Raw genomic sequence first — 20,507 nt, forward strand, 5'->3', positions numbered from 1 at the left:
CTTGTCGGGTACGACGTGGCAGGGCGGGCGGCAACCGGCTCCGCCGGGCGGGATCAGGCCTGGCGGGCCGGTGTCAGACGGCCCATGCTGCTCAGGACCGCCTCGGCCGTGGGCGCGTGGAGTTCGTCCACGATCCGGCCGTCGGCGAGGAAGACGACACGGTCCGCGTAGGCAGCGGCGGCGGGGTCGTGGGTGACCATGACGACGGTCTGCCCCAGCGTCCGGACCGAACCGCGCAGGAACTCGAGTATCTCGGCCCCGGTACGGGAGTCGAGGTTGCCGGTGGGTTCGTCGGCGAACACGATGTCGGGCCGACCGGCGAGGGCTCGGGCTACGGCGACACGCTGCTGCTGTCCACCGGAGAGCTGGGCGGGACGGTGGGCGAGCCGGTCGCCCAGACCGACGGTGTGGATGATGTCGCGCAGCCATTCCCGGTCCGGCTTGCGGCCGGCGATGTCCATGGGGAGGGTGATGTTCTCGGCGACGGTCAGGGTGGGCAGCAGGTTGAACGCCTGGAACACGAAGCCGATGCGATCACGGCGCAGCCGGGTGAGCTGACGATCGCTCAGGGCTGCGATCTCCGTTTCGCCGATGCGTGCCGAGCCGAAGGTGGGGGCGTCAAGGCCCGCCATGCAGTGCATCAGCGTGGACTTCCCGGACCCGGAGGGTCCCATGATCGCGGTGAACTGTCCCTCGACGAAGCCGACCGTGACCGCGTCCAGGGCCACCACACGGGTGTCCCCGGTGCCGTACACCTTCGTCAGGTCGGTGGCATGGGCGGCGTAACCAGTCGCGGCGAAAGGCGACTTGAAGGCGGGCATGAAGATCCTTGGCGGAGGTACTGGAGCCCGTCATGAAGGGACGGGTGCCGCCGCTGAGGGGCGACGCACACGAGCCTTCCGGCAGGCCCCCCTCGGGTGGATCCCCCGAACAGTCGGGACACCATCCCCCGATCGGGGGAGATCCGGGGGCTGGCTTCTCCACCTTGGGACGCACCTGGTTCCCCGGGGCCCCGGAGCGCCGCGACGGGCGGACGCGGGGCCGCCCCGACGTCGCGCCGGTCCGGCCCCGCGGCGCAGGCCTCGCGTGGTAGCGCTACTCCGCACGCCCCGTGCGGAAGGCCCAGGCGGCGACCTCGACCCTGTTGCGCAGGCCAAGTTTCGCCTGGATCGACCCCAGATGCGTCTTGACGGTGCTGGGCGCGACGAACAACTCCGCGGCGATCTCCGGATTGGTCAGCCCCCGGGCGATGGCCAGGACGACTTCTTCCTCGCGGTCGGTCAGCGGATCGGCCGGATCCGGCACTGCGGGGCGCCGGGTTCTGGTGAAGTGCTGCAGCAGACGGAGGGTGATCTGCGGGGCGACCAGGGCGTCACCCCGCGCCGCCGCCCGCACGGCCTCCGTCAGCAGAGCCGGACCGGCGTCCTTGAGGAGGAAGCCCGACGCGCCGTTCTCCAGCGCCGCGTACACGTATTCGTCGAGGTCGAAGGTCGTGACCACGACGACCTTCGGTGCCACGGCGTGTCCCGTGCCGGCGAGCCGACGGGTGACCTCCAGACCGTCCGGCGGGGGCATGCGGATGTCGACGAGACACACGTCCGGTCGCGTCTCCCGGGCCAGCGTCAGGGCTGCCACCCCATCGGCGGCCTCGGCCACCACTTCCATGTCGGGCTCGGCCGTCAGCACCATGCGGAACCCCGCGCGCACCAGCGGCTGGTCGTCCGCGACCAGAATGCGGATGGTCATGCCGTTCTGTCCTCCTGCAGTCGCAGCGCGTGTCGCCAGCGTGAACGCGGGTTCTGCGCCGACTCGTCGATGCTGACCGGGACAGAGGCACGGACGCGCCAGCCACCCTCCGGACGGGGACCGGCCTCGAGGATGCCGCCGAGCAGTTCGATCCGCTCCCGCATACCGATCACGCCGAAGCCGCCGCCGAGCCGGGCCAGGCCGCCGCGCTGCCCGGAGGCGGAGCCGTGTCCGTCGTCCTCGACGATCAGCTCGGCACGCCGTGCCGCTGTACGGGCGGACACGATCACCGACCGGGCTCCGCGCGCATGGCGCCCGGCGTTCGTCAGCGCTTCCTGCAGCACGCGGCCCAGCCCCCCTCTGACCTCGGCCGGTACGTTCCCCAACTGTTCGCCGCCGAGGTCCAGCCGGGCGGGCAATCCCGTGGCCCGTGCCTCGGCGACGATGCGCGCCAGGACCTCGTCCAGCCTCTCGGGAGGTCGTGGGGCCTGTTCGCCGCGCATCGAGCCCACCAGGCGCCGCATCGACACCAGTGCCTCAGCCCCCGCGTGCTCGATGGCCCCAAGCACATCCGCCAGCGCCTGCGGATCGGGGGTACCGCGCCCGGCGACGTGGCGCATCGCCTGGGCCTGCACCACGATCGCGGTCACCTGGTGGGCCACGGTGTCGTGCAGGTCCCGGGCCAGGGCCAGCCGTTCCTCCTGCCGTACCAGTTGCGCGGTGCGCTCCTGCTGGGCGTCGTACAGGCGCAGCACCAGGCCCGCCGTGACGGCCAGCGCCAACGCGAGGGGGAAGGCGACGGAGACACCACCGGCGTCCGCGTCCCTGAGGACCGGGACGGAGAACACGCTGACGCCCAGGGCAATGGCCGCCACCAGGGCGCGCCGGGGCGGCAGGACGCGCACCGCCACCGCGACGAGGATCATTTCCGCGACGACTTCCGCGCCACTGGTCTCCCCGGTCAGCAGGTTCGAGGGCAGCAGGCGGTAGGCCGCCGTGGCTGTGAAAGTGCCCGCACAGGCGACCAGCGTGGCCCGCATGACCCACTGCGAACCGCGCACGGTCCCGAGCACGGCCATCGCCACGGCCACGACCCCGGCACCCACCGGCACCCAGTCCGCGGCCAAGGGCTGCGCGTCGACGGCCGGGTTGAGAACGAGGCGGTTGCGCACGTCGTCGTAGAGGGAGAACAGCAGCAACACGACCAGTGTGGGTGTCGCGACCCACAACGCAAGATGTCGAGCACCGGATCGCCGGCCGGAGGGGAGAGATTTCCACACGCGCGTCACAGTATGCGCAATGACCCGTGCACGAGCGCATGTTCGACGGAGTGGTGGCTGGGGCGACCAGGGCCGACGGGGGTTTGGCGCCGGCTTTCGTGGCGAGCGATGCGGGTGTATCGACAGCATCGATGGTGCGGGCGGTGAGTCGCTCGCGGTAGCTCGCGGCCATGGAGTCGCTGAGGACGGCGACAGCGAGCCCGCGGGCGGCGAGGTCGGCGCAGGAGTCGGCGTCCAGCGTCCCCGCCAGGCACACGGTCGTCACCCGATCGGTGACCGGCAGCACCGTCAAAGGGGAACGACTTGTCAAGCGGGGTGCAGATCGGATCTGCCACAGGGCGCCGGACAGCAGGCTGAGCGTGCTGACGATCTCCTGGGTCGCCGCCTCGTCGAGGTCCGGCTGGAAGCGGGTGCCGACCCTCACCATGTCGTTCAGGGCGGCGAGCACCTCAAGTCTGTGCGCCAGGACCGCTTCGGGGAGACGTGACGCTCGGGGAGCGGCGCATGCGTCAACAGAGCGAATCGCAGCGGCTGGTGCACTAGATGTATTGCCCTGTGAGGTTGGGGACGCCACTCCCGGACGGCCGAGGAGAACCGCTTCGGTGCTTCGGACGAAGACCTCGATGCTGCGTTCGAGCTGGTACACGTCGTAGGTGTCGACGCCTCGCTCGACGATGCGGGAGAGACGCCCGAACGCATCGGGGTCGCGCCCCGCGACCAGTTCGCGGGTGGGCCGCGGCCGGAGGCGTTCCCCGCTGCGGGACACGTGGACGGCGTCCCGGGCGTAGGCCCAGCAGAGGTTCAGTGACAGCCAGACACCGAGCGATCCGCCCTCCAGTCAGAGCGCGTCCGCCACGTCGGGCGGAGCCAACGGTGCCAACGGAGGCAGCAAGCTGACCGCTACGCTGGTCGCGCCGGATACCGAGAACGCGGGAAGCCCCGCCCACTGTGGCTAGCTGTGGTGTCTCAGGAGGTTGCTTCCGCGAATTCGTCGAACGCCAGTTGCTGCCGAACAGCCGGCCCCACTCCCGCATGGGGCTGGCCCCGGCACCCCGCTGAGCCTGTACGCCGACGACGCCGGCCGACTGCCCGCCGTGCAGCGACGAGTGTCAGGACCACGACGACGAACCACCGCGTCGGGCGCGGCAGCACACCACCCCGGCGAACCCTGGCCCCGCGCGTCAGCGGCGGACCAGCACCGCGTGCGTGACGGTCGGCGAGCCGACCAGCTCGGACACCCGGTAGCCGTCGATCCCGTCACCCAGATTGTCGAGCAGCCGCTCCCCGCGTCCGATGAGCAGCGGCGCGATCACGAGGTGGAACTCGTCGATCAGCTGGGCGCGCAGATACTGCTGGATGACCGCCGGGCCGCCGCCGATCCGGACGTCTTTGCCGGCCGCGGCGTCGAACGCGCGCTGTAGCACCGTCTTGAGCGGCTCGTCGGTGAAGTGGAAGGTCGTTCCGCCGGCCATCTCCAGCGTCGGGCGCAGATGGTGGGTGTGCACGAAAACGTCGTGGTGGTACGGCGGGTTGTCGCCCCACCAGCCCTTCCAGGACTCGTCCTCCCACGGCCCGCGCTGCGGGCCGAACATGTTCCGCCCCATGATCGTGGCGCCGATGTTCTGCTCGCCGCGGGCGAAGTAGTCGGCATCGATTCCGGTCTTCCCCGCGGCGGAATCTTCCGCCGCGGAGACGAACCAGCTGTGCAGGTCGTCACCCCAGCCGACACCGTCGCCGAACGGGGCGTCCAGTCGCTGGTTCGGGCCGGCCGCGAAGCCGTCGAGGGAGATTGTCACGTTGTGTACGCGGACCTTGGGCATGGCCTTCGCCTCTCGTGCGGATGTCGTTCTCTCACCCCTGCGTCGTACAGAGCCTGCCTGGATCGACATCCCCGCGCACTTTCTTTCGGCGGGCCATGCCGGTGCCCGGCACCGCGCCCCGGCGCCGAATGCGCCCGCGACGTCCGGGATCGACGGGAACAAGGGCCCCTTGAGCCGGAGTGCGACCTCTTCCACGGCCCCGAACTGTCAGCCCAACCACCGAGCCGACGGGCTATTTTTTCGGGCGATTGGGCGGTGAGCGCCCGCGGCCTCGACCGTAGGGGCGCCCGCACAGGGGCGGGAGAGGAAGGTTTATCCACGGATCGGCCGTCTCTGCATTGTGGAGGGGGCCCGCGCAGCGGATCCGGTGTCGCGGACGGTGGAGGAGACGGCGATGGTGTCGATGCCGAGGTGGCTGACATCGGATGAGATGACGTCGAGGGCGGTGACCGAGCAGCCCGGCCCCTCCATGGCGGCTGTCAACTGGGATACCGCGTTGCCTGCCGACGGACTTGGAGCCGGATGGTCACCGGGTAGGACAGGCCGGGCGTACTCCCGGAAATGCGTTTGCTGTGTTGGCTCACGTCGTGTTGCGGCTGGGGGAGCGAACTGGCCCACGAATGGCGGCAGTGCGCAGTAGAGCTACTCGTCCGGTGGAGTGCGGTCTTTTCGCCAACTCGATTGTTTTGAAGGGCGGTTGAGGGTGGGATGTGATTGACGGGCCGGCGGTGGGGGGCGAAGAATCCGGTGGTGCGCGCCAGGTGGTGTGTCCTGATCGAGCAGCCGGGGGTAGCAGCGTGGGCAGGCGGGAATCGCCGGTTCCGGACGGTCCCTTGCACGATTTCGCCCAGGGGCTGCGCGAGCTGCGTGCCGCAGCCGGTTCACCGCCGTACCGGGAACTGGCGCGGCGGGCACGCTACTCGCATTCGGCGCTGTCGGACGCGGCGGCCGGGCACAGGCTGCCCACGCTCGAGGTGACGCTGGCCCTGGTGGCCGCCTGCGGAGGGGACGTCGACGCGTGGCGGGCTCGCTGGACGGAGCTGGACGCGCGGCTTCGGTCCACCCACCCCGAATTGCTCGCCGTCCAGCCCGACTCCGGAAACGACGGCGTCACCGCGGACGCGGACGCGGCTTACGGGTCCGTGATGCGCCGGGAGGACGACAAGCCCTTTGACCCGGCGGGAGGCTCGGACAGGCCGCAAGGGCCATCGCCTGACACGCCCCCGGCAAGCGACGCACGCCCCGCCCCCACACCCGCCGCAACCGCCCCTGCTTTGCCGGGCGCCCCGGCAGCGGCGGCCGACCCCGCCCCGTCGGCCACACCCCACCCGCCCGGCCCCCCGGCGACACCTGCGTCCCGGCCCCCCACAGTCGTGGATTCGCCCGCCGTCAAACCGTTGCGCAGGGGCGATCCGGCGCGCGTGGGGGGTTTCCGGCTGCTGGGCCGGCTGGGGTCGGGGGCGATGGGCGAGGTCTTCCTCGGCCAGTCGGCGGCCGGGCGGCCGGTGGCGCTCAAGGTCATACGGGCCGAGTTCGCGCAGGACACGGTTTTCCGGCGCCGCTTCGCCGCCGAGGTGGCCACCGCGCGCCGGGTACAGGGCCCGTACACCCCGGCGGTAGTCGGCGCGGACGCTGAGGCGGAACGGCCCTGGCTGGCCACCACCTACATCGCCGGGCCCTCCCTCGCCGACGTGGTCCGCACGGCCGGACCGCTCCCCGCGCCGGTCGTGCGCGCCCTCGCCGCGGGCATCTCGGAGGCGCTCGTCGCGATCCACGGCGCCGATGTTCTGCACCGTGACCTCAAGCCGTCGAACGTGCTGCTCGACCGCGACGGCCCAAAGGTGATCGACTTCGGTATCGCCCGCGCCGCGGACCGCACCCAACTGACGGACACCGGCGTCGCGGTGGGCACCGTCCCCTACATGTCCCCTGAACAGGCCGAGGGCCACCCGGTGGGCCCGCCGAGCGACGTCTTCTCCCTCGGCGCGCTGCTGACATACGCGGCCACCGGGCTGACACCGTTCGGCGAGGGCAGCATCGGAGAGGTGGTCTACCGCATCACCCACGAGGCACCCGACCCGCATGCCCTGGACGTCGGCGAAGACAAGCTGCGCGAGCTGATCACCCGCTGCTTGGAGAAGGACCCCGAGCGGCGGCCAACCCCGCGGCAGATCATCGCGACCTGCGCGCACGGCCCAGCACACGCGGACTGGCTCCCGGCCGCCGTCGCCGCCCGGATCGCACGCCGCGAGGACGACCTGGCCGACGTCCTGACCCGGGCCGCGCGCAGACATACCGCCACCTGGCTCAAGGTGAGCGCCCTACCGCTGATCGTGGTCCTGGCCCTCGCCATCGTGCTCGCCGTGACCACCCGCCGCAACGATCCCACACTCGGCACACCCGCGCCCGGCGCCGGCCGGGGATACCAGGAGGTCCTGCACAACCAACCGGTCTCCCTGCCGGACGCCGACCACGAGATCGACCTGATGACCGGTCACACCGTGACGGGCGACCGGTACTGGACGCTGTCCACCGATTCGGGCGGCACCAGCAAGGGCGGCTTCTCCCTCCAGGACGCAACCGACGCCTACGTCGCCGGCTCGGGCCCGATCACCCCCGCGCAGTGCGCCGCCGACGTCGCCCGTGATCCCGTCGAGGACGAGGTCCCGTGGCCGCAGGTGCCCACGGGCAGCTGGCTCTGCCTGCGCTGGCGATTGACCGGGGACATTGCGATGCTGCACATCTCCAGCCTCGACACTGGCAGTTGGGGCGTCGACGCCACCCTTGCCTACTACCGGCACATCCCCTCGCTGTCCACGCCCGGCTTGGTGCCGGGCTCTGTCGGCCCCGGCTACCGGCGGCTCTACGCCGCCCGGCCCCTGACCCTGCCCGGCGCCGACCGTCCGCTCGACCTGGCCCGTGGACGCCTCACGGCGAACGGCTTCTGGCTGCTGTCCACCGACGCGGACTCGAAAGGCGACGGCAAGGGCGCCTACGAACTTCAGGACTCCAGCGACGCCTACATCGCCGGGCAGTCGCCCGTCACCCCCGCCCGCTGCGCGCTCGGCATCGCCGAGCACCCGGTGGCGGACAAGGTCCGCTTCCCACAGGTCCCCGCCGGCACCTGGTTCTGCGTCCGTGACACCATCACTCACGACATCGCCGTCATCCAGGTCCTGGACAAGGACGACGGCGACTGGAGCACCACGATCGCGGTCACCGCCTACCGGCCCATCGGCGCGGGCGGGTCCTGAACAAGCGGGGATGCCAGATTCCGTCCCAGGGGCGTGTCCGGTCCTTGAAGGGGTGCATCCTGCCCGTCGGCTGCGGTCCGGGCGGAACCCGTCCTCCCGAGCCCGGTTCCCGCTCTGAGCCCACCGACCTGGGCGAACACTGCCGGATCGCACGGAATTGTTGACCAGTTGTCCATGAATCACCCGTGGGCCTGGATGGACAAGGTCCAGGGCCGTAGCACTGAGAGGCAGGGCTCATCGCGCGGCAGCTCGAGCCGCGTTCGATCCCGTCCACCGTCTCAGGAGGCCTTCCATGAACATGTCCGCCTGTCGAAATCGTCCGCCGTGGAACCTGCGGAGTCCACGGCCGCGATCCGTTGCGGCGAGCGCGATGACCGCGGTGCTGCTGGCCGCTGGCTTCACGGTGGCCGCGGCACCCGCTCATGCCGACGACGCCCAGGCCGACGCCGGGGCGGGGACCGCCTGCGTGTTCAGCTCGCCCACGGCCAGCGGCCTGGGGCTGGGGCATGTGGCCTGGGCGGTGAGTGACCCCGCCGGTGACGGATGGATCTTCGGGGCCGCCGACGGCGGCGGAAGCACCGCAGTCACCAGTGAGTCCGGCGCGAACAGCAGTGTGTCGGGGGCCGGCAGCGTGGCCTCGGCCGTTGTGGGAGGCGTCGGGTCCTCGGTCCCGGTAGGGCTCTCGGTCTCCGCCAGCGGCACCTCGTCGATCTCGTCCGGATCGACTTCCGCCTCGCCGAGCATGAACAGCGACCGGCCGGCCACACAGGGCGTCCCGGACTACGCCCACACCCGGGAAGCGCCCCGTGTGTGGGTGGCTCGCGCAGACTCGTTCGAAACCGTGCGGCACGACTTCGGCAGCTTCGGCTGGTACGAGTCCTACCGGTGCAAGCAGAACGTCGTCGGCGCCGACGCCAGCAACGCCTACGCGACCGCGGCGAGTGACACCGGCTTCAACATCGTCACCAACAACTGCCTCGAGCACGTCCGTACGATCCTGCTGGCGTACCAGCCGCAGATCATCGCCCAGACCAACTTCCGCACGATCCCCAACGACTGGTACGACCACCTCCGCGACGAGGGGTTCGCCGATTCGGCCCCGGTCCAGGCCCAGTGAACAACGCCTCACGTTTCCCATGTGTCGAGCCGTCGGATCGTCGCCACCGCCGCCGTCCAGTCGACGTGAGAGCCGTTGGCCTCGCACCCATGTATCCACCAAGGAGTTCTGTCTCATGAAGAAATTCCGTACGGCGCCCCTCGTGGCGGCAGTCGCCTCTGGGCTCATCCTGTTGACCACGACCGGAGCGGGAGCCGCCCCGAGGGCCGCTGACAGCGACGCCAGTGCCCGCCCCAACGCAACCCTGCCGTGTTGGTCGACGGTCAAGTACGACGGCGTCAACGTCCGCAGTGCGCCCAAGCTGGGTTCGCAGTACGTCCTGGGCGCGACGAACAGGGGCGACGTCTGGAACGCGTACTGCGGAGGCCCCGGTGGTGACACCTACACCGCCTGCGGCGGAACCAGCCCCTTGTGGAACGAGATCCTATGGAACGGCAGGCACGCGTACGTCGCCTCGTTGTGCGTAGAGACGCACCAGTGAAGATCCACCAAGCTGAAGTCGACGGTCACGACGCTGGTGTGAGTCGTTGATCGCCCACTCGTATTGGTCGGGGCGATTGCCGGAGCCGGAGATCATCTGCCGTTGACTGGGATCACTGATCTGGGATCGCCCGACCTGCACGGGACGCCCGTCCGTACGATCCGGGCGGGCGGCTCGCACATCTCTGGGCGTCCTGCGGGCGCCGGATGTGCGGGAGCATCTTGCCGCTCCGGTGACGCCACGACGATGACGAGCCGCGGGGACCCGCGGCTCCATGGCGGCGTCAAGCGATCTGTGGTGCTCATCGCAGCCGCCTCCACTCTCTGTCTCGCCTCCTGATCAACCGGACTGTCAGGCACCCGAGGTCGTCCACCGCCCGGACCCTTGGCCGCGAACGCGACGGGCGGCGCACCCGCAACTCCGATCCAGATGAGGTGGGAGGCGGCGATGTCGTCTTTCTCGCCCACGTCCAGTCCGGCCCGGTGAAGGAAGACGATCAGGTCCCGCAGGCCGTAGGCGCGGCCCATGGGTGCGTCCTCGTCCGCGAGGTGGCGGGCCGGCATCGGCCTCCTCCGTTGCGCTCGCCCACGAGCCCTGGTGGGAGCCCCATGAAGGTGCGGGCTGAACCACTTGCCGTCGAAACTCGCGAAGAAAGCCGCGCGGCCGGAGGTCTGACGCACACCCGGTGATGCCTGGCGAGAGCGTTGCCTACGCCATGCCTCGTTGCATCCGCACCAGCAGGGTGACGGGGTACTCGCCGTGCCGTCCGACCTGTATGCCCGCTGCGGTGAGCGCTTTTCGGTAGCGCTGCAGCTCGCGCTGTGCTGACGCTGCGTGGTCGATCGTGCACGCCACAAGCAGAGGCGCCGAGTCGTCGTCGCCGCCGTCGACGACGAAGCCGTCTTCGGTGACGCTGAATTCGGTGCATCCGGTCCGTCGCAGGATGTCGCGGATTTTCTCTGCGTTCCGGTCTGCCCTTTGCGGGGTCGGACTTGGTCTGCGCCTGCGTGGGGGCTGTGGCCGGCTGTCCGCAGACTGCGGCGGCAGCCTCAGCGGAGGGGTGGCCGGAGTCGCCGTCGATGCCCCGTCGGCCGTGACGGCTGGTATCACCGAGAGCGGCAGGAACCCCTCCCAGCCCAGCACACGCATTCCACCGACGCCATGGGTACGGATCTGTAAGCCGGCGATGGAGGTCTCGAGCCACTGCTGGCTTTCTTGGCGAGCCATGCCGTCATCATCCAGGCCGGCCCGCCGCGTGGGGTCCGGACACTCCCGCAAGTGCCCACGACTCGGTTGTCAGGCTGGGTGCTGCATGCACAGCGCGAAGAGCGCGACCAGGCGAACACCTCTGCTGTGAGTGCCCATCCTTCAGAAGGCCGGACCCGGCGAGCGGTGTCTGCCGAAGGCCTCTTCACGGTGTCCCTGCAGGCGCCAGCGGGGTCGGCCAGGTCCGGCGGGCGCCGGGTGAGAAGACGATCACTCTTCAGGGAGGACACGCCGACGGACGGAAGGCGCCTCGACGCCGAAGACTGACGGGCCGACCCCGCCGCAGATCATGCTGATGCATCTTTATCGTTGTTGCAAGATATTCGCAATAAGTGCATGGGCTGTCCCTGGACGCGGTTTCGACGCGTCCCAGTCGCCCATCTGACCGCGATCCCTGCCGGGAAAGGCGGCGATTCCCGCCGCGTCGGCCCAGATCGGCTTGACGTCGACGATGATGTTCCGCAGCTACTGACGAAACACGCCGAGCACCAAAGCGTTCCCAGATCTGGCCGGTCAGGATTCCTGGCCTCCGCCTCGGCTATGGCCAGGCGGCCTGGACGCCCGCGGCTGGCTCATCCCCAGCGCTCCTGGGCCGGCTCGGTCACCGGCCGCTCACCCGCTCGCTGCAGCACCAGGATCTCCGGCGCTGCGGCTCGGTGATCGCGTTGGACGCGTCCGACGTCGTCCCCCCGGCCGCTCAGCTCCTCGGGGTGAGGTCGAAGGCGGGGTAGGACGGCGTGGACAGCCCGAAGCCGGACGACGGGTAGCCGGACGGTGCGGGGGATGCCGTGGGGATGCCGTTGTCGTCGCAGAGCTGGGGCGCGGACGGCGCGAACACGTGGTAATCGACCACGCGCTTGGTCGGGAAGGTGACGTCGTCGCCGACGATCGTGTTGCCCGTGCTGATCTTGGTCGGCAGTTCGCGGTTCTTGAGCGGTGCGCCGACGTAGATCGCCTCCAGGAAGCCGTCGCAGGGGCTGGCCTTGGCCGAGGCGAAGCCCTTCGGCGGCTTCACGTCGTGGACCTTGCGGCCGTCGATGTGCAGTTCGGTGCGCTTGAGGGACTGCAGGGCGTAGTCGTAGTTCACCTCCCTCGAAAGCGGGTCGGCGGCCGAAGTGGCGCTGGACGGCCGGTAGTTGACGCGCCAGTACTGGACCTGGACGGTCACCCGGTCGCACAGGGGCCCGTCGAAGCCGGACATGGACTTGGGGAACCGGACCTCACCCGGGCCCAGGGCGCGCGTGCCGACCTGCCCCCAGTCGACCCAGTCCACCGCCTTCGCCGTACTCCACGTCGCGTTCGGATGGCAGCCGGCCGCGTTCGTGGGGTAGATGTCCGACGGTTTGACCGCAGGGGTGGGCGAGGCCGTCGAAGGGGCGGTGGCCGGGGCCGCCGCGGTCGTCGTTGCGGAGGGGCTGGAAGCGGCGTCGTCACCGCCCCCGCCAGAACAGCCGGCGGCCGCCAGCACCGCCGCAACGATCATGACCGCACGAACCCGTCTGTGCGCAGTAGTCATCCCGCTTTCCCCCCGTCCACCCGATGGACAATCATGCTCCCAGGTGGAGTTGCCCGTCGGCCATGACGGAAAACTCACGTTTCGCGGGGTTCGAAGCGGGCGGCGGGTCCTCAAAGGGCGTTTTCTCTCGATGTTCTTTCCCGAGATGCGGCTTTGACGAGGCATTAGATCCCTCGCCAGATGGGGGTGGATTCTCTGGTGAGTCGGCGGGCCATCAGGGCGATCATCGCAAGGTAGATCATGGCGGCAGAGCGGACCGGGAGGGCTTCGTGGTCGTGGGCCAGCCGGCGGTGGCACACACCACCGCCGGCTCTCCGTAGAAGACGGGCAATGCACCCTGCACTGGTTCTGGCACCCGGACGACGTGTCAGTTCCCACCGCGGGACCGTCGGGAGAGCGCTACGGCCACACCACCGGCCAGCAGCAGCGCGCCGGCCGCCCAGGCGATCCAGCTGCCGCCGAATCCGGTGCCGGCCAGCGGTCCGGATCCTGCGGAAGGGCCGCCCGAAACGGAGCCGGACGCTCCGGCCGCGCCGCCGGGGCCGGACCCGCCGGGCGTACCGCCGCCCGCGGAGCCGCCCTGCGCCAGCCGCAGGGTCAGCGCCGCACTGTCGTTGGAGGCGTCGGGGTCGAGCCCCTTCATGACCTCCAGACTGCGGACCTGGCCCGTGGAGACGGCCGGGGTGCGGGGGCCGATGGCGACGGTGAACGACAGGACGTGTCTGTCCCCCGGGGCGGGGTCGCCGAAGTAGCACTGGTAGGAGGACCGGCCCATCCGGGGGCCGGGGTCCGACCCGTCGTCCGTGGGCGGCGGCTGGCAGTTGTCCGGGATCTTCGTGGCCTTCGTGCCCGGCGGCAGCTTGACCAGGACCGGGAGGAAGGCGTCGTCGTCGAGGAGGTCCTCCACCACCGCCGGCCCCCGGTCGATGACCGTGGCGTGCAGCGTGGCGTGGCCGCCGCGCCGCCCGGTGACGGTGTCCCCGGTGACGGCGAAGTCGGCATGGTTGACGCTGTTGACGTAGGTGGTGAAGTACGGGTCGATGTTCCCGTCGGACGGCATCGCGCCCCTCGGGACCAGGGTCAACGGGGTCCCGGGGCCGTTCGCCGGGGCGGCGCTGGTCAGCGGGGTGAACTTGTAGAAGATCTTGTCGCGCAGGGCCTCGTCGCCGACCTTGACGCGCAGCGGCGACGACAACGCGTACTGCCGGCCGGGCTCCACCGGGGTGGGGAAGTCGCACAGGGTCTCGCGCACGATGTGCCCCCCGCGGCCGCTCGCGGACACGTCGCGGCAGTTGGACCAGGAGCCCTGGAGGTGCAGCCCGGCGGTGGTGTCGATCAGCAGCTCCACCCCCTTGGCAGCCGGGAGTTGGCCGTTGTTCCACACGTCGAGCGGAAAGTTCAGCGTGTCGCCCGGCACCTGGTTCAGCTGCTCGGCGGACGCGCTCACCTTCAGCTGCGTCTTGCCGTTGGTCAGGGTGAGGTGGTCGCCGGTGACGGTGGCGTCCGACGCCGTGCCGGAGACGGTCACGGTGCCGCTGCTGCCGACGGCCGCACCGGGCTTCGGCACCAGCGTGATGGCGTGGAAGTCCGAGGTGGCGGACGCCAGGTCCAGCGTGCAGAGGTTGCCCTTGCAGTGCTCCGACGGTGCCGGCTCGGCGAAGTCGGCCACTCCGGACAGGTCGACGGTCAGGTGGACGTGGTGTGCCGTGCCCCCGCCGGCCACCTTCCACCGGTAGGACAGGTCCACGCTCGCCGGCTCCGTCCCGATGAAGAGCTCGTGCTCGGCGAACTGGACCGTCATCTTTCGTGCGGCGTCCGCGGTGTCGGCGCGGGCCGGACCCGTGCCGAACACCCCCGCCACCAGCGCCACCGCGCCCGCCGCCGCCGTCGCGACCGCGCGTACCCGTGATCGTCGTGCCATCCGACCGAAACCTTCCCGTGCGCCGGGAGGGTCCCGACCCGCCGTGCTTCACAGGTGTGACCCGCGAGGTCCGGAAATGGTTGCGGCCAGCCGGGCTCAGGTGTCCGCGCTGCCGGGCACGATGTGACGTGGTCTAGGAGGCCGGACACAGATGATCACAGTCGTCGACCTGTCGCGCTCAGGCTCAACCGCCCACAACACCGTCGGTGACAACCAGCGTGCCTATGTGACAACCATCGTGCTTCGGCTCACAAACTGGGCCGCAGTTGGGCGTCCCCGGTGTCCGACTGTACGGCCTAATACTCCAGTTCATGCCAGGCCGTTGACCAGCCCGGCGAACAAGGAGGGCAGGCGCGCGGCGGTGGGGACGATCAGGCGGGTGAGTTGGGGGTGGGCGCGGAGGCGTACCAGGGTGTTGGTGAGCAGACGGTGGCGACGTGAAGTCCGGCGCCAGGCGTGTTCGTAGTCCTGGGGTTGGTCTCCTTGGATGCAGCGGACGAGGTGGGCGGCGCCGGCCAGGGCGAGGGAGATGCCTTCGCCGGTGAGTGCGTCGATGTAGCCGCCGGCATCGCCCACCAGGAGGACTCGGCCGGCCACCCGGCCGCGGACCCGTTGCCGCAGCGGTCCTGCGCCGCTGACGGCTGACGAGGTGTGGGTGGCCAGGCGGGCGGCCAGGTCAGGAGAGCCGGCGAGTTGTACGTCGAAGGGTGCCCGCTCACTGGTGAGGAGGGTCACGCCGAGCAGCTCGGGCCCCCGCGGGGTGACGTAGGCCTCGGCTCCCGTGGACCAGTGGACCTCGACGTGGTCGGTCCAGGGAACGACCGTGAAGTGTCTGCGGAGCCCGTAGCGGGGTGGGCGCGGATCGGGCAGGTCCAGGCCGAGGTGACGGCGGACGGGCGAATGCAGGCCGTCGGCGGCTGCGAGGTATCGGGCCGTCAGCCCGGCTGCGCTGACGCTGCCGGTGTCCTGCCGGACCGTGACTGCGTCGACCTTGACCGGGTGCACGGGGAACGCCCCGCCCACGCCGCGAACGTTCTGGCGGACATCGAGGACGACCTGGCGGTGAACATTCGCGGCCTGCCTCAACGCGCCGGCCTCCGGGGCGCGCGGACGCTGGCAGCATCGGCACTCGCTGTCGGCTCGGCCGTGCTGGTTCTGGGCCCGGCGGGACCCGTCGGCATGCCCGAACGAGCCGGGCTGGCCGCGACCTGCGCGCTCTCGCTCACCATCGCTCTCTGGCCGGCCGGGCGGAACCGCACCCCCTTCCTCCTATGTCTGGGCCTGGCCGCCTCCGACGTCGCCCTCCTGCTCCTGAGCGGCGCGCACCTCGCGTGACGAGGCATCATTTCGATCGCGTACCGATGAGCGCCAGGACCGCCCCGCTTTCACGGGAGTTCGTGCGCAGTCGGCGGGCCAGGAGTACCCCCGCGGCGGCGGTGACCATCGCTGCCGCCTCGGCGACAGCGGACGCGGTTTTCTCCGGATACCAGCCGGGTTCGTACATGTTGGGCAGGGGGCCGACCGAGCCGACGTCGACGTACCGGTAGAGCAGCACGGCTGCGACGCCGGCCGCGGCCACAAGGAGCGCGTAGCCCCACACGAGGGGCCTCGTGCCGAAGAGGATCACCAACAGGGCCGCCAGTGCCGCGGCGCCGGCCTCGATGCGGAACAGATCGCCCTGGCTGATCGTCTTGGTGACCGGGTCGTAGTTCGCGGCCAGGTCGGCGTGCACGTAGGCGTCCACCGCCAGACCGGCAGCGGTGAGCAGGCGAAGCACCCACAGGCAGGTACTCAAGGCGAGTATCCGCCGCGGCTGGGACGGTACGCGTGGTGCAGGTACCTTGGCTTTCACGGGGGGCCTCCTTGAGTCCCTCGCCCTCCTTCAAGAGGTACGTGTCGGGACACTTCACCGTTCATCCCCAATGCTGGGTCTTTGGGTAGATCTTGCTCACCGGGGCTGGAGGTCGACGAGGAGTCGGCCAGAGCTGGTGACGACGTCCATGCGGGCGATGTCGCGCACACCGAACGATGACGATCCCGGGACGCTGACCGCGGTGGCGTAGCCGGACGTCCAGCTGGCCGCCGTCTCGGTGTGGCCGTCACGGGCGTGTACCACCAGTCGACAGACGGCCGGGGGCAGTCCTGACAGGCGAAGCCGGATCGACGCACCCGTCGCGCCCGAGGCGAGTGCGGCGGAGGCGGTCACGTGTGTGGCCGGATCGGTGGCGGAGACGGTGACCGCCGACGGGACTGCAGCCGGTCGACTGCTCTGCATGCTCAGAGATACGCCGACACCCGTGAGGGCGGCTGCGAGCGCGCCCGCGATCAGGACCCGGCGGCCCCTTGCCCGCAGTACGACGCGGGACACGGCCTGAGCCGTGCCGACCGACTCGGGCGCCGCGCCCGGAGCTGTCGGTGTCGGACCGGCCTGAGCGCTCTGTAGCGGCTCCTCGAAGGGCACATGCTGCAGCAGCCCGACCAGCGGCGCCAGCTCCATCAGTTCGGCGCGGCACTCCGCGCAGCGGACCATGTGTCGCTCCAAGCCTGAGCACTCCGCCGGCTCGAGCACCCCCAGCAGGTAGGCACCGAGAGCGAGGCTCTCGCGACACGTCATCGCATCGTCACCCCACCTCCGTCCCCCTGCCGACTGAACAGGCACGTGCGGGCGGAAGGTCGCTTTACCCCATATACGCGTACTGAGTACCGAACGTTCATCCGCCGCACCGCTCGGCAGCGGAATGTCGTAGATGCGGCAAGCGAGACAGGGACATGAGTGAATAAAAAGGGAGTAACGGACGTATCGAACTACAGACCCGCCGCGCCGCGGGCCCGTGGACCAGCCCTACCGCACACGTCGCGGCAGGAGGTCCCAGCGGAAAGAAGAACCGTCATGAACCGCACCGCCACCATCGCTGCGGCCGCGACCGCTGTCGCGGCCTTCGCCGCCGGATGCGGAAGCTCCGGCACGACAGGCTCGTCGTCTCCAGCCACCAGCTCATCGCCTCCGCCCAACAGCTCCGCGCCCGCCACCGGCGGATCCGGCACGCTGCAGGCACACAGCTCCCCCCTCGGCCAGATCCTCGTGGACGGATTTGGCCGGACCCTGTATCTGTTCAAGGCCGACAGCGGAACCACCTCGCATTGCTACGGCAGTTGCGCCCAGGCTTGGCCACCCGACATCACCACCGGACACCCCAGCGCCCACGGCCTGAACGCCACCATGGTCGGCACCACCCCCCGGCACGACCACACCACCCAGGTCACCTACAACGGCCACCCCCTCTACCGCTTCTCCCAGGACGCCAAGCCCGGCGACACCACGGGCCAGGGCAGCACGGCCTTCGGAGGCGCCTGGTACGTGGTCAGTCTCAGCGGCACCCCGATCACCAGCCCCGTGCCCAGCCCCTCCTCAAGCGGGTCGGGAGGCGGCGGCAGCTACTGACCGTCGCAGACTGGACGTGACTGGACGTCTTGCTCGTGGCGCTGGCCGGTGAGCGCGACGTGCGGTGCGTATTCCTGACCGCGCTCCGCCCACCCGACGCAGTTGCCTCTAACCAAAGAGAGCCTCATCCACCAGCCCAGCAGCGAGGTGGCGGAGCAATTGCGGTTTGACGTGCTCCCTGGTCTGAAGTCCAGGGATTCCGGCCTGGGGCGTCTGCCCCTTCCGGGGGCTTCCTGCTTCACCGCGCTGTGCGGGCACGTGTGCCCGTCTTACCGGCGCTCCACAGGTGTTGAGCGTCTCCGCCCGTCCGGCGGCGACGATGCGGCGTCCTTCGAAGAGGACGTTGCAGGCTGCGTTGTGGTCGCGGTCGAGCGCGGTGTTGCACTCGCTGCAGGTCCACGCACGGACGTGCAGGGGCTTGGGGCCGTCCCGGACTCCGCAGGCGGAGCAGAACTGCGAGGACGGGAAGGCGCGGTCCACCTTGGCGAAGGTGCGGCCGTGCTTGGCTGCCTTGTACTCCAGCATGCCCACGAACGCGGACCATCCCGCGTCGTGCACGGACTTGGCGAGCCGGGTACGGGCCGAGGCCGGACACTGCGAGGTCTTCCACGTACACCGCTTGGTTGTCGCGAATGATCTGTGTGGAGGCCTTGTGGTGCCAGTCCCGGCGCCGGTCGGCGACCTTGGCGTGCCGGCGTGCGACCTTGATCCGGGCCTTGGCCCGGTTCTTCGATCCCTTGGCCTTGCGGGACAGCTCCCGCTGAAGACGCTTGAGCTTCTTTCAAGGAGAAGGCATTGGTGTTGAGGCGGATCGACTGCCGGGTGTCCTTCTTCGACTTGTAGCGGGGAGGGCCGACCTTGCGGCCTCGCCGCTTGCCCTTGACCGAATCGAAGAAGCTCTTGTAGGCGGCGTCGAGATCCCGAAGGGACTGTTGCAAGACGACCGCCGACACGTCGGCGAGCCAGGCGCGTTCCTCGGTGGGTTTGGCCTGGGTGATGCGAAGCCGGGACAGCTCGGCCGACGTCATGTACGGCAGTCCTGCCGCGTGTGCTTCCTTGCGGTCGCGCAGGCAGTCGTTCCACACCACGCGGGCGCAGCCGAACGCACTGGCCAGCGCACGGCGCTGCGCGGCGTCCGGGTAGACCCGGTAGTTGTAGCGGAGCTGCACGACCATGATCCTATGACGATTGGTGTCATGGATGGACGGAACGACTACAGGCGGGGCAGGCACGTAGTTTCGGCGATGCACGTGCACTTGGTCTTCGTGACGAAGTACCGGCGCGGGGAGTTCAACGACGAGATGCTGACACGGTGCGAAGAGATCATGTGCAAGGTCTGCGCGGACTTCGAGGCGGAACTGAAGGAGTTCAACGGCGAACGCGATCACGTCCACCTGCTGATCAACTACCCGCCGAAGGTCGCCGTCTCCAAGCTGGTCAACAGCATCAAGGGCGTCTCCGCCCGCCGGATACGGCAGGAGTTCACCGGCCGGATCAACCGCGCCATCAGGCACCGCACCTGTGGTCGCCCTCATACTTCTCCGCATCGTGCGGCGGAGCACCGTTGGCGATCGTCCGCCCATACATCGAGCAGCAAAAAATGGCTGTTCTCGACGCGTCCGCGGTGCCGGTGTACTGGCGTTGGACACCGACAGTGTCGGTGGCTTTCTTCACGTCGCCGGTCTCGTCGACCACCAGCACCGCCTCGTCGTCGTGCAGATGCTCCACCACGTAGTCACCCACGTCGTCGCGGACCTGGTCGGCATCCCACTTGGCCCGCCCGAGCAGGTGCTGCATGCCGTCCGGGGTCCTGTCCCCGGCCCACTCGGCGATGGTCCAGCAGTTCTTGCGCGGCAGGTCCGACAGCAGGCCGAGTACCAACTTCCGGGCTCGGCGCCGGGATTCGACCCGCGTGAACCGTCCTGCTCTCCGGCTCATCAGGCCCCCCTCCAACGCCTCCTGCCAGTGGGCAGGGTTTACGCTGTAGCCTGCGGCCACCGCGTGATCTTCAGACTTCACACACCGATGATCAACGGTGGCCACACCCGTCTCCACAGCGCGTCAGGCTCGCGCAGCGTCAGTCTGCCGTCCTGTGTCTGGAGGACTTGTGCAACGTGGCGAAGTCTGGTGGGTCCAGTTCGACGAGCGGAGGTTGGTCGTACTGCTGTCGGGAGACGACGCGTCCGGGATCCGGGTGATGCAGGTCGTCGCTCCGGCGGGCGTCGACATGAGCGGTCTGGGCATCGAAGTGATGGTGGGCGCCGGTGAAGGAGTGCCGTTCGAAGGCGTGCTGCGGCTCGCGTTCCCGCGTCCAGGCTTCACCCCTTGCACGTGGCTGACCACTGTGTCACGGGACGACCTGATAGAGCGGGCGGCCGTCCTGTCCTCGGCGAAGCTCAGCGAGATTGACGATGCCCTCCGACTCGCTGAACAAGCGCAGGAGCAGACCCCGGCGACGACCGCGAAGCTCAGCGAGATAAGGGACGCCCTCCGTCTCGGTGAACTCGGGTAGAGGGAGAAGGAGCCGACGGCGTGGGCGGTCTCGGCCAGATGGTCGACGCTGTCCGACTGTCGCCTCGGCGCCTCTCGCCATCGAGATCACGATCTACGGCTGGAGTACTAAGCGATGTATTCGGTGTCGGAGAGATGTACGAGGGGCTGACC

The 20,507-nt window shown here is 69.8% G+C and carries 16 protein-coding genes and 3 pseudogenes; 7 read left to right on the forward strand and 12 right to left on the reverse strand.

Going from position 1 to position 20,507, the window contains the following annotated elements; translation table 11 throughout:
- Positions 1-53 precede the first annotated feature (53 nt).
- The 4 genes from ACQF4J_RS45705 to ACQF4J_RS45720 all read right to left on the reverse strand — a co-directional run bounded on the left by ACQF4J_RS45705 (position 54) and on the right by ACQF4J_RS45720 (position 4,846).
- Positions 54-821: an ABC transporter ATP-binding protein gene (locus ACQF4J_RS45705; protein WP_351579000.1), complete on the reverse strand. Its 768-nt coding sequence runs from the start codon at positions 819-821 to the stop codon at positions 54-56.
- 274 nt (positions 822-1,095) lie between these two features.
- On the reverse strand, positions 1,096-1,746 hold the full coding sequence (locus ACQF4J_RS45710) for a response regulator transcription factor (protein ID WP_351579003.1): 651 nt from the start codon (positions 1,744-1,746) through the stop codon (positions 1,096-1,098).
- Positions 1,743-2,945 carry a sensor histidine kinase gene (locus ACQF4J_RS45715; protein WP_351579006.1) on the reverse strand — a complete coding sequence of 401 codons (1,203 nt, stop codon included), beginning with the start codon at positions 2,943-2,945 and terminating at the stop codon, positions 1,743-1,745. Before ACQF4J_RS45715 ends, ACQF4J_RS45710 begins: the two co-directional genes overlap by 4 nt.
- A 1,262-nt stretch (positions 2,946-4,207) precedes the next feature.
- A complete protein-coding gene (locus ACQF4J_RS45720) occupies positions 4,208-4,846 on the reverse strand; it encodes a dihydrofolate reductase family protein (RefSeq protein ID WP_351806353.1) in 639 nt (212 codons plus the stop codon).
- Positions 4,847-5,679: 833 nt separating this feature from the next.
- On the opposite strand from ACQF4J_RS45720, the gene ACQF4J_RS45725 reads away from it, so the two are divergent.
- The 3 genes from ACQF4J_RS45725 (at position 5,680) to ACQF4J_RS45735 (ending at position 9,698) form a co-directional block, all read left to right on the forward strand.
- Entirely contained in the window at positions 5,680-8,100 is a 2,421-nt protein-coding gene (locus ACQF4J_RS45725; RefSeq protein WP_427168480.1) for a protein kinase domain-containing protein, read from the forward strand.
- A 370-nt stretch (positions 8,101-8,470) separates the two neighbouring features.
- Entirely contained in the window at positions 8,471-9,217 is a 747-nt protein-coding gene (locus ACQF4J_RS45730) for a hypothetical protein (protein WP_351806357.1), read from the forward strand.
- A 115-nt stretch (positions 9,218-9,332) separates the two neighbouring features.
- The gene (locus ACQF4J_RS45735) at positions 9,333-9,698 is read left to right on the forward strand and encodes a hypothetical protein (protein WP_427168481.1); all 366 of its coding nucleotides are present in this window, start codon (positions 9,333-9,335) and stop codon (positions 9,696-9,698) included.
- Between the two features lie 708 nt (positions 9,699-10,406).
- Here ACQF4J_RS45735 and ACQF4J_RS45740 read toward each other — a convergent pair.
- The 4 genes from ACQF4J_RS45740 to ACQF4J_RS45755 all read right to left on the reverse strand — a co-directional run bounded on the left by ACQF4J_RS45740 (position 10,407) and on the right by ACQF4J_RS45755 (position 15,424).
- Complete coding sequence (locus tag ACQF4J_RS45740) at positions 10,407-10,925, reverse strand: hypothetical protein (RefSeq protein WP_427168482.1); 519 nt, start codon at positions 10,923-10,925, stop codon at positions 10,407-10,409.
- Positions 10,926-11,661: 736 nt separating this feature from the next.
- Entirely contained in the window at positions 11,662-12,447 is a 786-nt protein-coding gene (locus ACQF4J_RS45745; protein WP_351579024.1) for a hypothetical protein, read from the reverse strand.
- Between the two features lie 400 nt (positions 12,448-12,847).
- Complete coding sequence (locus ACQF4J_RS45750) at positions 12,848-14,401, reverse strand: hypothetical protein (RefSeq protein ID WP_427168483.1); 1,554 nt, start codon at positions 14,399-14,401, stop codon at positions 12,848-12,850.
- Positions 14,402-14,710: 309 nt separating this feature from the next.
- Complete coding sequence (locus ACQF4J_RS45755) at positions 14,711-15,424, reverse strand: NAD(P)/FAD-dependent oxidoreductase (protein ID WP_427168484.1); 714 nt, start codon at positions 15,422-15,424, stop codon at positions 14,711-14,713.
- Here ACQF4J_RS45755 and ACQF4J_RS45760 point away from each other — a divergent pair.
- Complete coding sequence (locus tag ACQF4J_RS45760) at positions 15,401-15,736, forward strand: hypothetical protein (protein ID WP_427168485.1); 336 nt, start codon at positions 15,401-15,403, stop codon at positions 15,734-15,736. The two genes, ACQF4J_RS45755 and ACQF4J_RS45760, sit on opposite strands and share 24 nt — an antisense overlap.
- Before the next feature lie 7 nt (positions 15,737-15,743).
- Here the strand turns inward: ACQF4J_RS45760 and ACQF4J_RS45765 are convergent, their stop codons facing one another.
- Complete coding sequence (locus tag ACQF4J_RS45765; RefSeq protein ID WP_351579036.1) at positions 15,744-16,196, reverse strand: hypothetical protein; 453 nt, start codon at positions 16,194-16,196, stop codon at positions 15,744-15,746.
- Between the two features lie 153 nt (positions 16,197-16,349).
- A complete protein-coding gene (locus ACQF4J_RS45770; RefSeq protein WP_427168486.1) occupies positions 16,350-16,931 on the reverse strand; it encodes a hypothetical protein in 582 nt (193 codons plus the stop codon).
- A 360-nt stretch (positions 16,932-17,291) separates the two neighbouring features.
- On the opposite strand from ACQF4J_RS45770, the gene ACQF4J_RS45775 reads away from it, so the two are divergent.
- Positions 17,292-17,843, forward strand: a complete 552-nt coding sequence (locus ACQF4J_RS45775; RefSeq protein WP_427168487.1) for a COG4315 family predicted lipoprotein — start codon at positions 17,292-17,294, stop codon at positions 17,841-17,843.
- A gap of 108 nt (positions 17,844-17,951) precedes the next feature.
- Here ACQF4J_RS45775 and ACQF4J_RS45780 read toward each other — a convergent pair.
- Positions 17,952-19,012 (reverse strand): annotated as a pseudogene (locus ACQF4J_RS45780) (RNA-guided endonuclease InsQ/TnpB family protein).
- Between the two features lie 27 nt (positions 19,013-19,039).
- Between ACQF4J_RS45780 and tnpA the strand changes: the two are divergent.
- Positions 19,040-19,443 (forward strand): annotated as a pseudogene (gene tnpA, locus ACQF4J_RS45785) (IS200/IS605 family transposase); the annotation flags it as partial.
- Between the two features lie 6 nt (positions 19,444-19,449).
- Here tnpA and ACQF4J_RS45790 read toward each other — a convergent pair.
- Positions 19,450-19,781: pseudogene (locus ACQF4J_RS45790) on the reverse strand (transposase); the annotation flags it as partial.
- Positions 19,782-19,950: 169 nt separating this feature from the next.
- Here ACQF4J_RS45790 and ACQF4J_RS45795 point away from each other — a divergent pair.
- Positions 19,951-20,355 (forward strand): type II toxin-antitoxin system PemK/MazF family toxin, encoded by a 405-nt coding sequence (locus ACQF4J_RS45795; protein ID WP_351583383.1) that lies wholly within the window; start codon positions 19,951-19,953, stop codon positions 20,353-20,355.
- Positions 20,356-20,507 lie beyond the last annotated feature (152 nt).

This window comes from Streptomyces sp. C1-1, assembly GCF_050214755.1.
Classification (GTDB): domain Bacteria; phylum Actinomycetota; class Actinomycetes; order Streptomycetales; family Streptomycetaceae; genus Streptomyces.

What these genes read in the sequence shown, in the direction of transcription:
- ACQF4J_RS45705 (WP_351579000.1), bottom strand. Translation starts at nt 821, where the DNA reads ATGCCCGCCTTCAAGTCGCCTTTCGCCGCGACTGGTTACGCCGCCCAT.
- ACQF4J_RS45710 (WP_351579003.1), bottom strand. Translation starts at nt 1,746, where the DNA reads ATGACCATCCGCATTCTGGTCGCGGACGACCAGCCGCTGGTGCGCGCG.
- ACQF4J_RS45720 (WP_351806353.1), bottom strand. Translation starts at nt 4,846, where the DNA reads ATGCCCAAGGTCCGCGTACACAACGTGACAATCTCCCTCGACGGCTTC.
- ACQF4J_RS45730 (WP_351806357.1), top strand. Translation starts at nt 8,471, where the DNA reads ATGACCGCGGTGCTGCTGGCCGCTGGCTTCACGGTGGCCGCGGCACCC.
- ACQF4J_RS45735 (WP_427168481.1), top strand. Translation starts at nt 9,333, where the DNA reads ATGAAGAAATTCCGTACGGCGCCCCTCGTGGCGGCAGTCGCCTCTGGG.
- ACQF4J_RS45740 (WP_427168482.1), bottom strand. Translation starts at nt 10,925, where the DNA reads ATGGCTCGCCAAGAAAGCCAGCAGTGGCTCGAGACCTCCATCGCCGGC.
- ACQF4J_RS45745 (WP_351579024.1), bottom strand. Translation starts at nt 12,447, where the DNA reads ATGATCGTTGCGGCGGTGCTGGCGGCCGCCGGCTGTTCTGGCGGGGGC.
- ACQF4J_RS45750 (WP_427168483.1), bottom strand. Translation starts at nt 14,401, where the DNA reads ATGGCACGACGATCACGGGTACGCGCGGTCGCGACGGCGGCGGCGGGC.
- ACQF4J_RS45770 (WP_427168486.1), bottom strand. Translation starts at nt 16,931, where the DNA reads ATGGTCCGCTGCGCGGAGTGCCGCGCCGAACTGATGGAGCTGGCGCCG.
- ACQF4J_RS45775 (WP_427168487.1), top strand. Translation starts at nt 17,292, where the DNA reads ATGAACCGCACCGCCACCATCGCTGCGGCCGCGACCGCTGTCGCGGCC.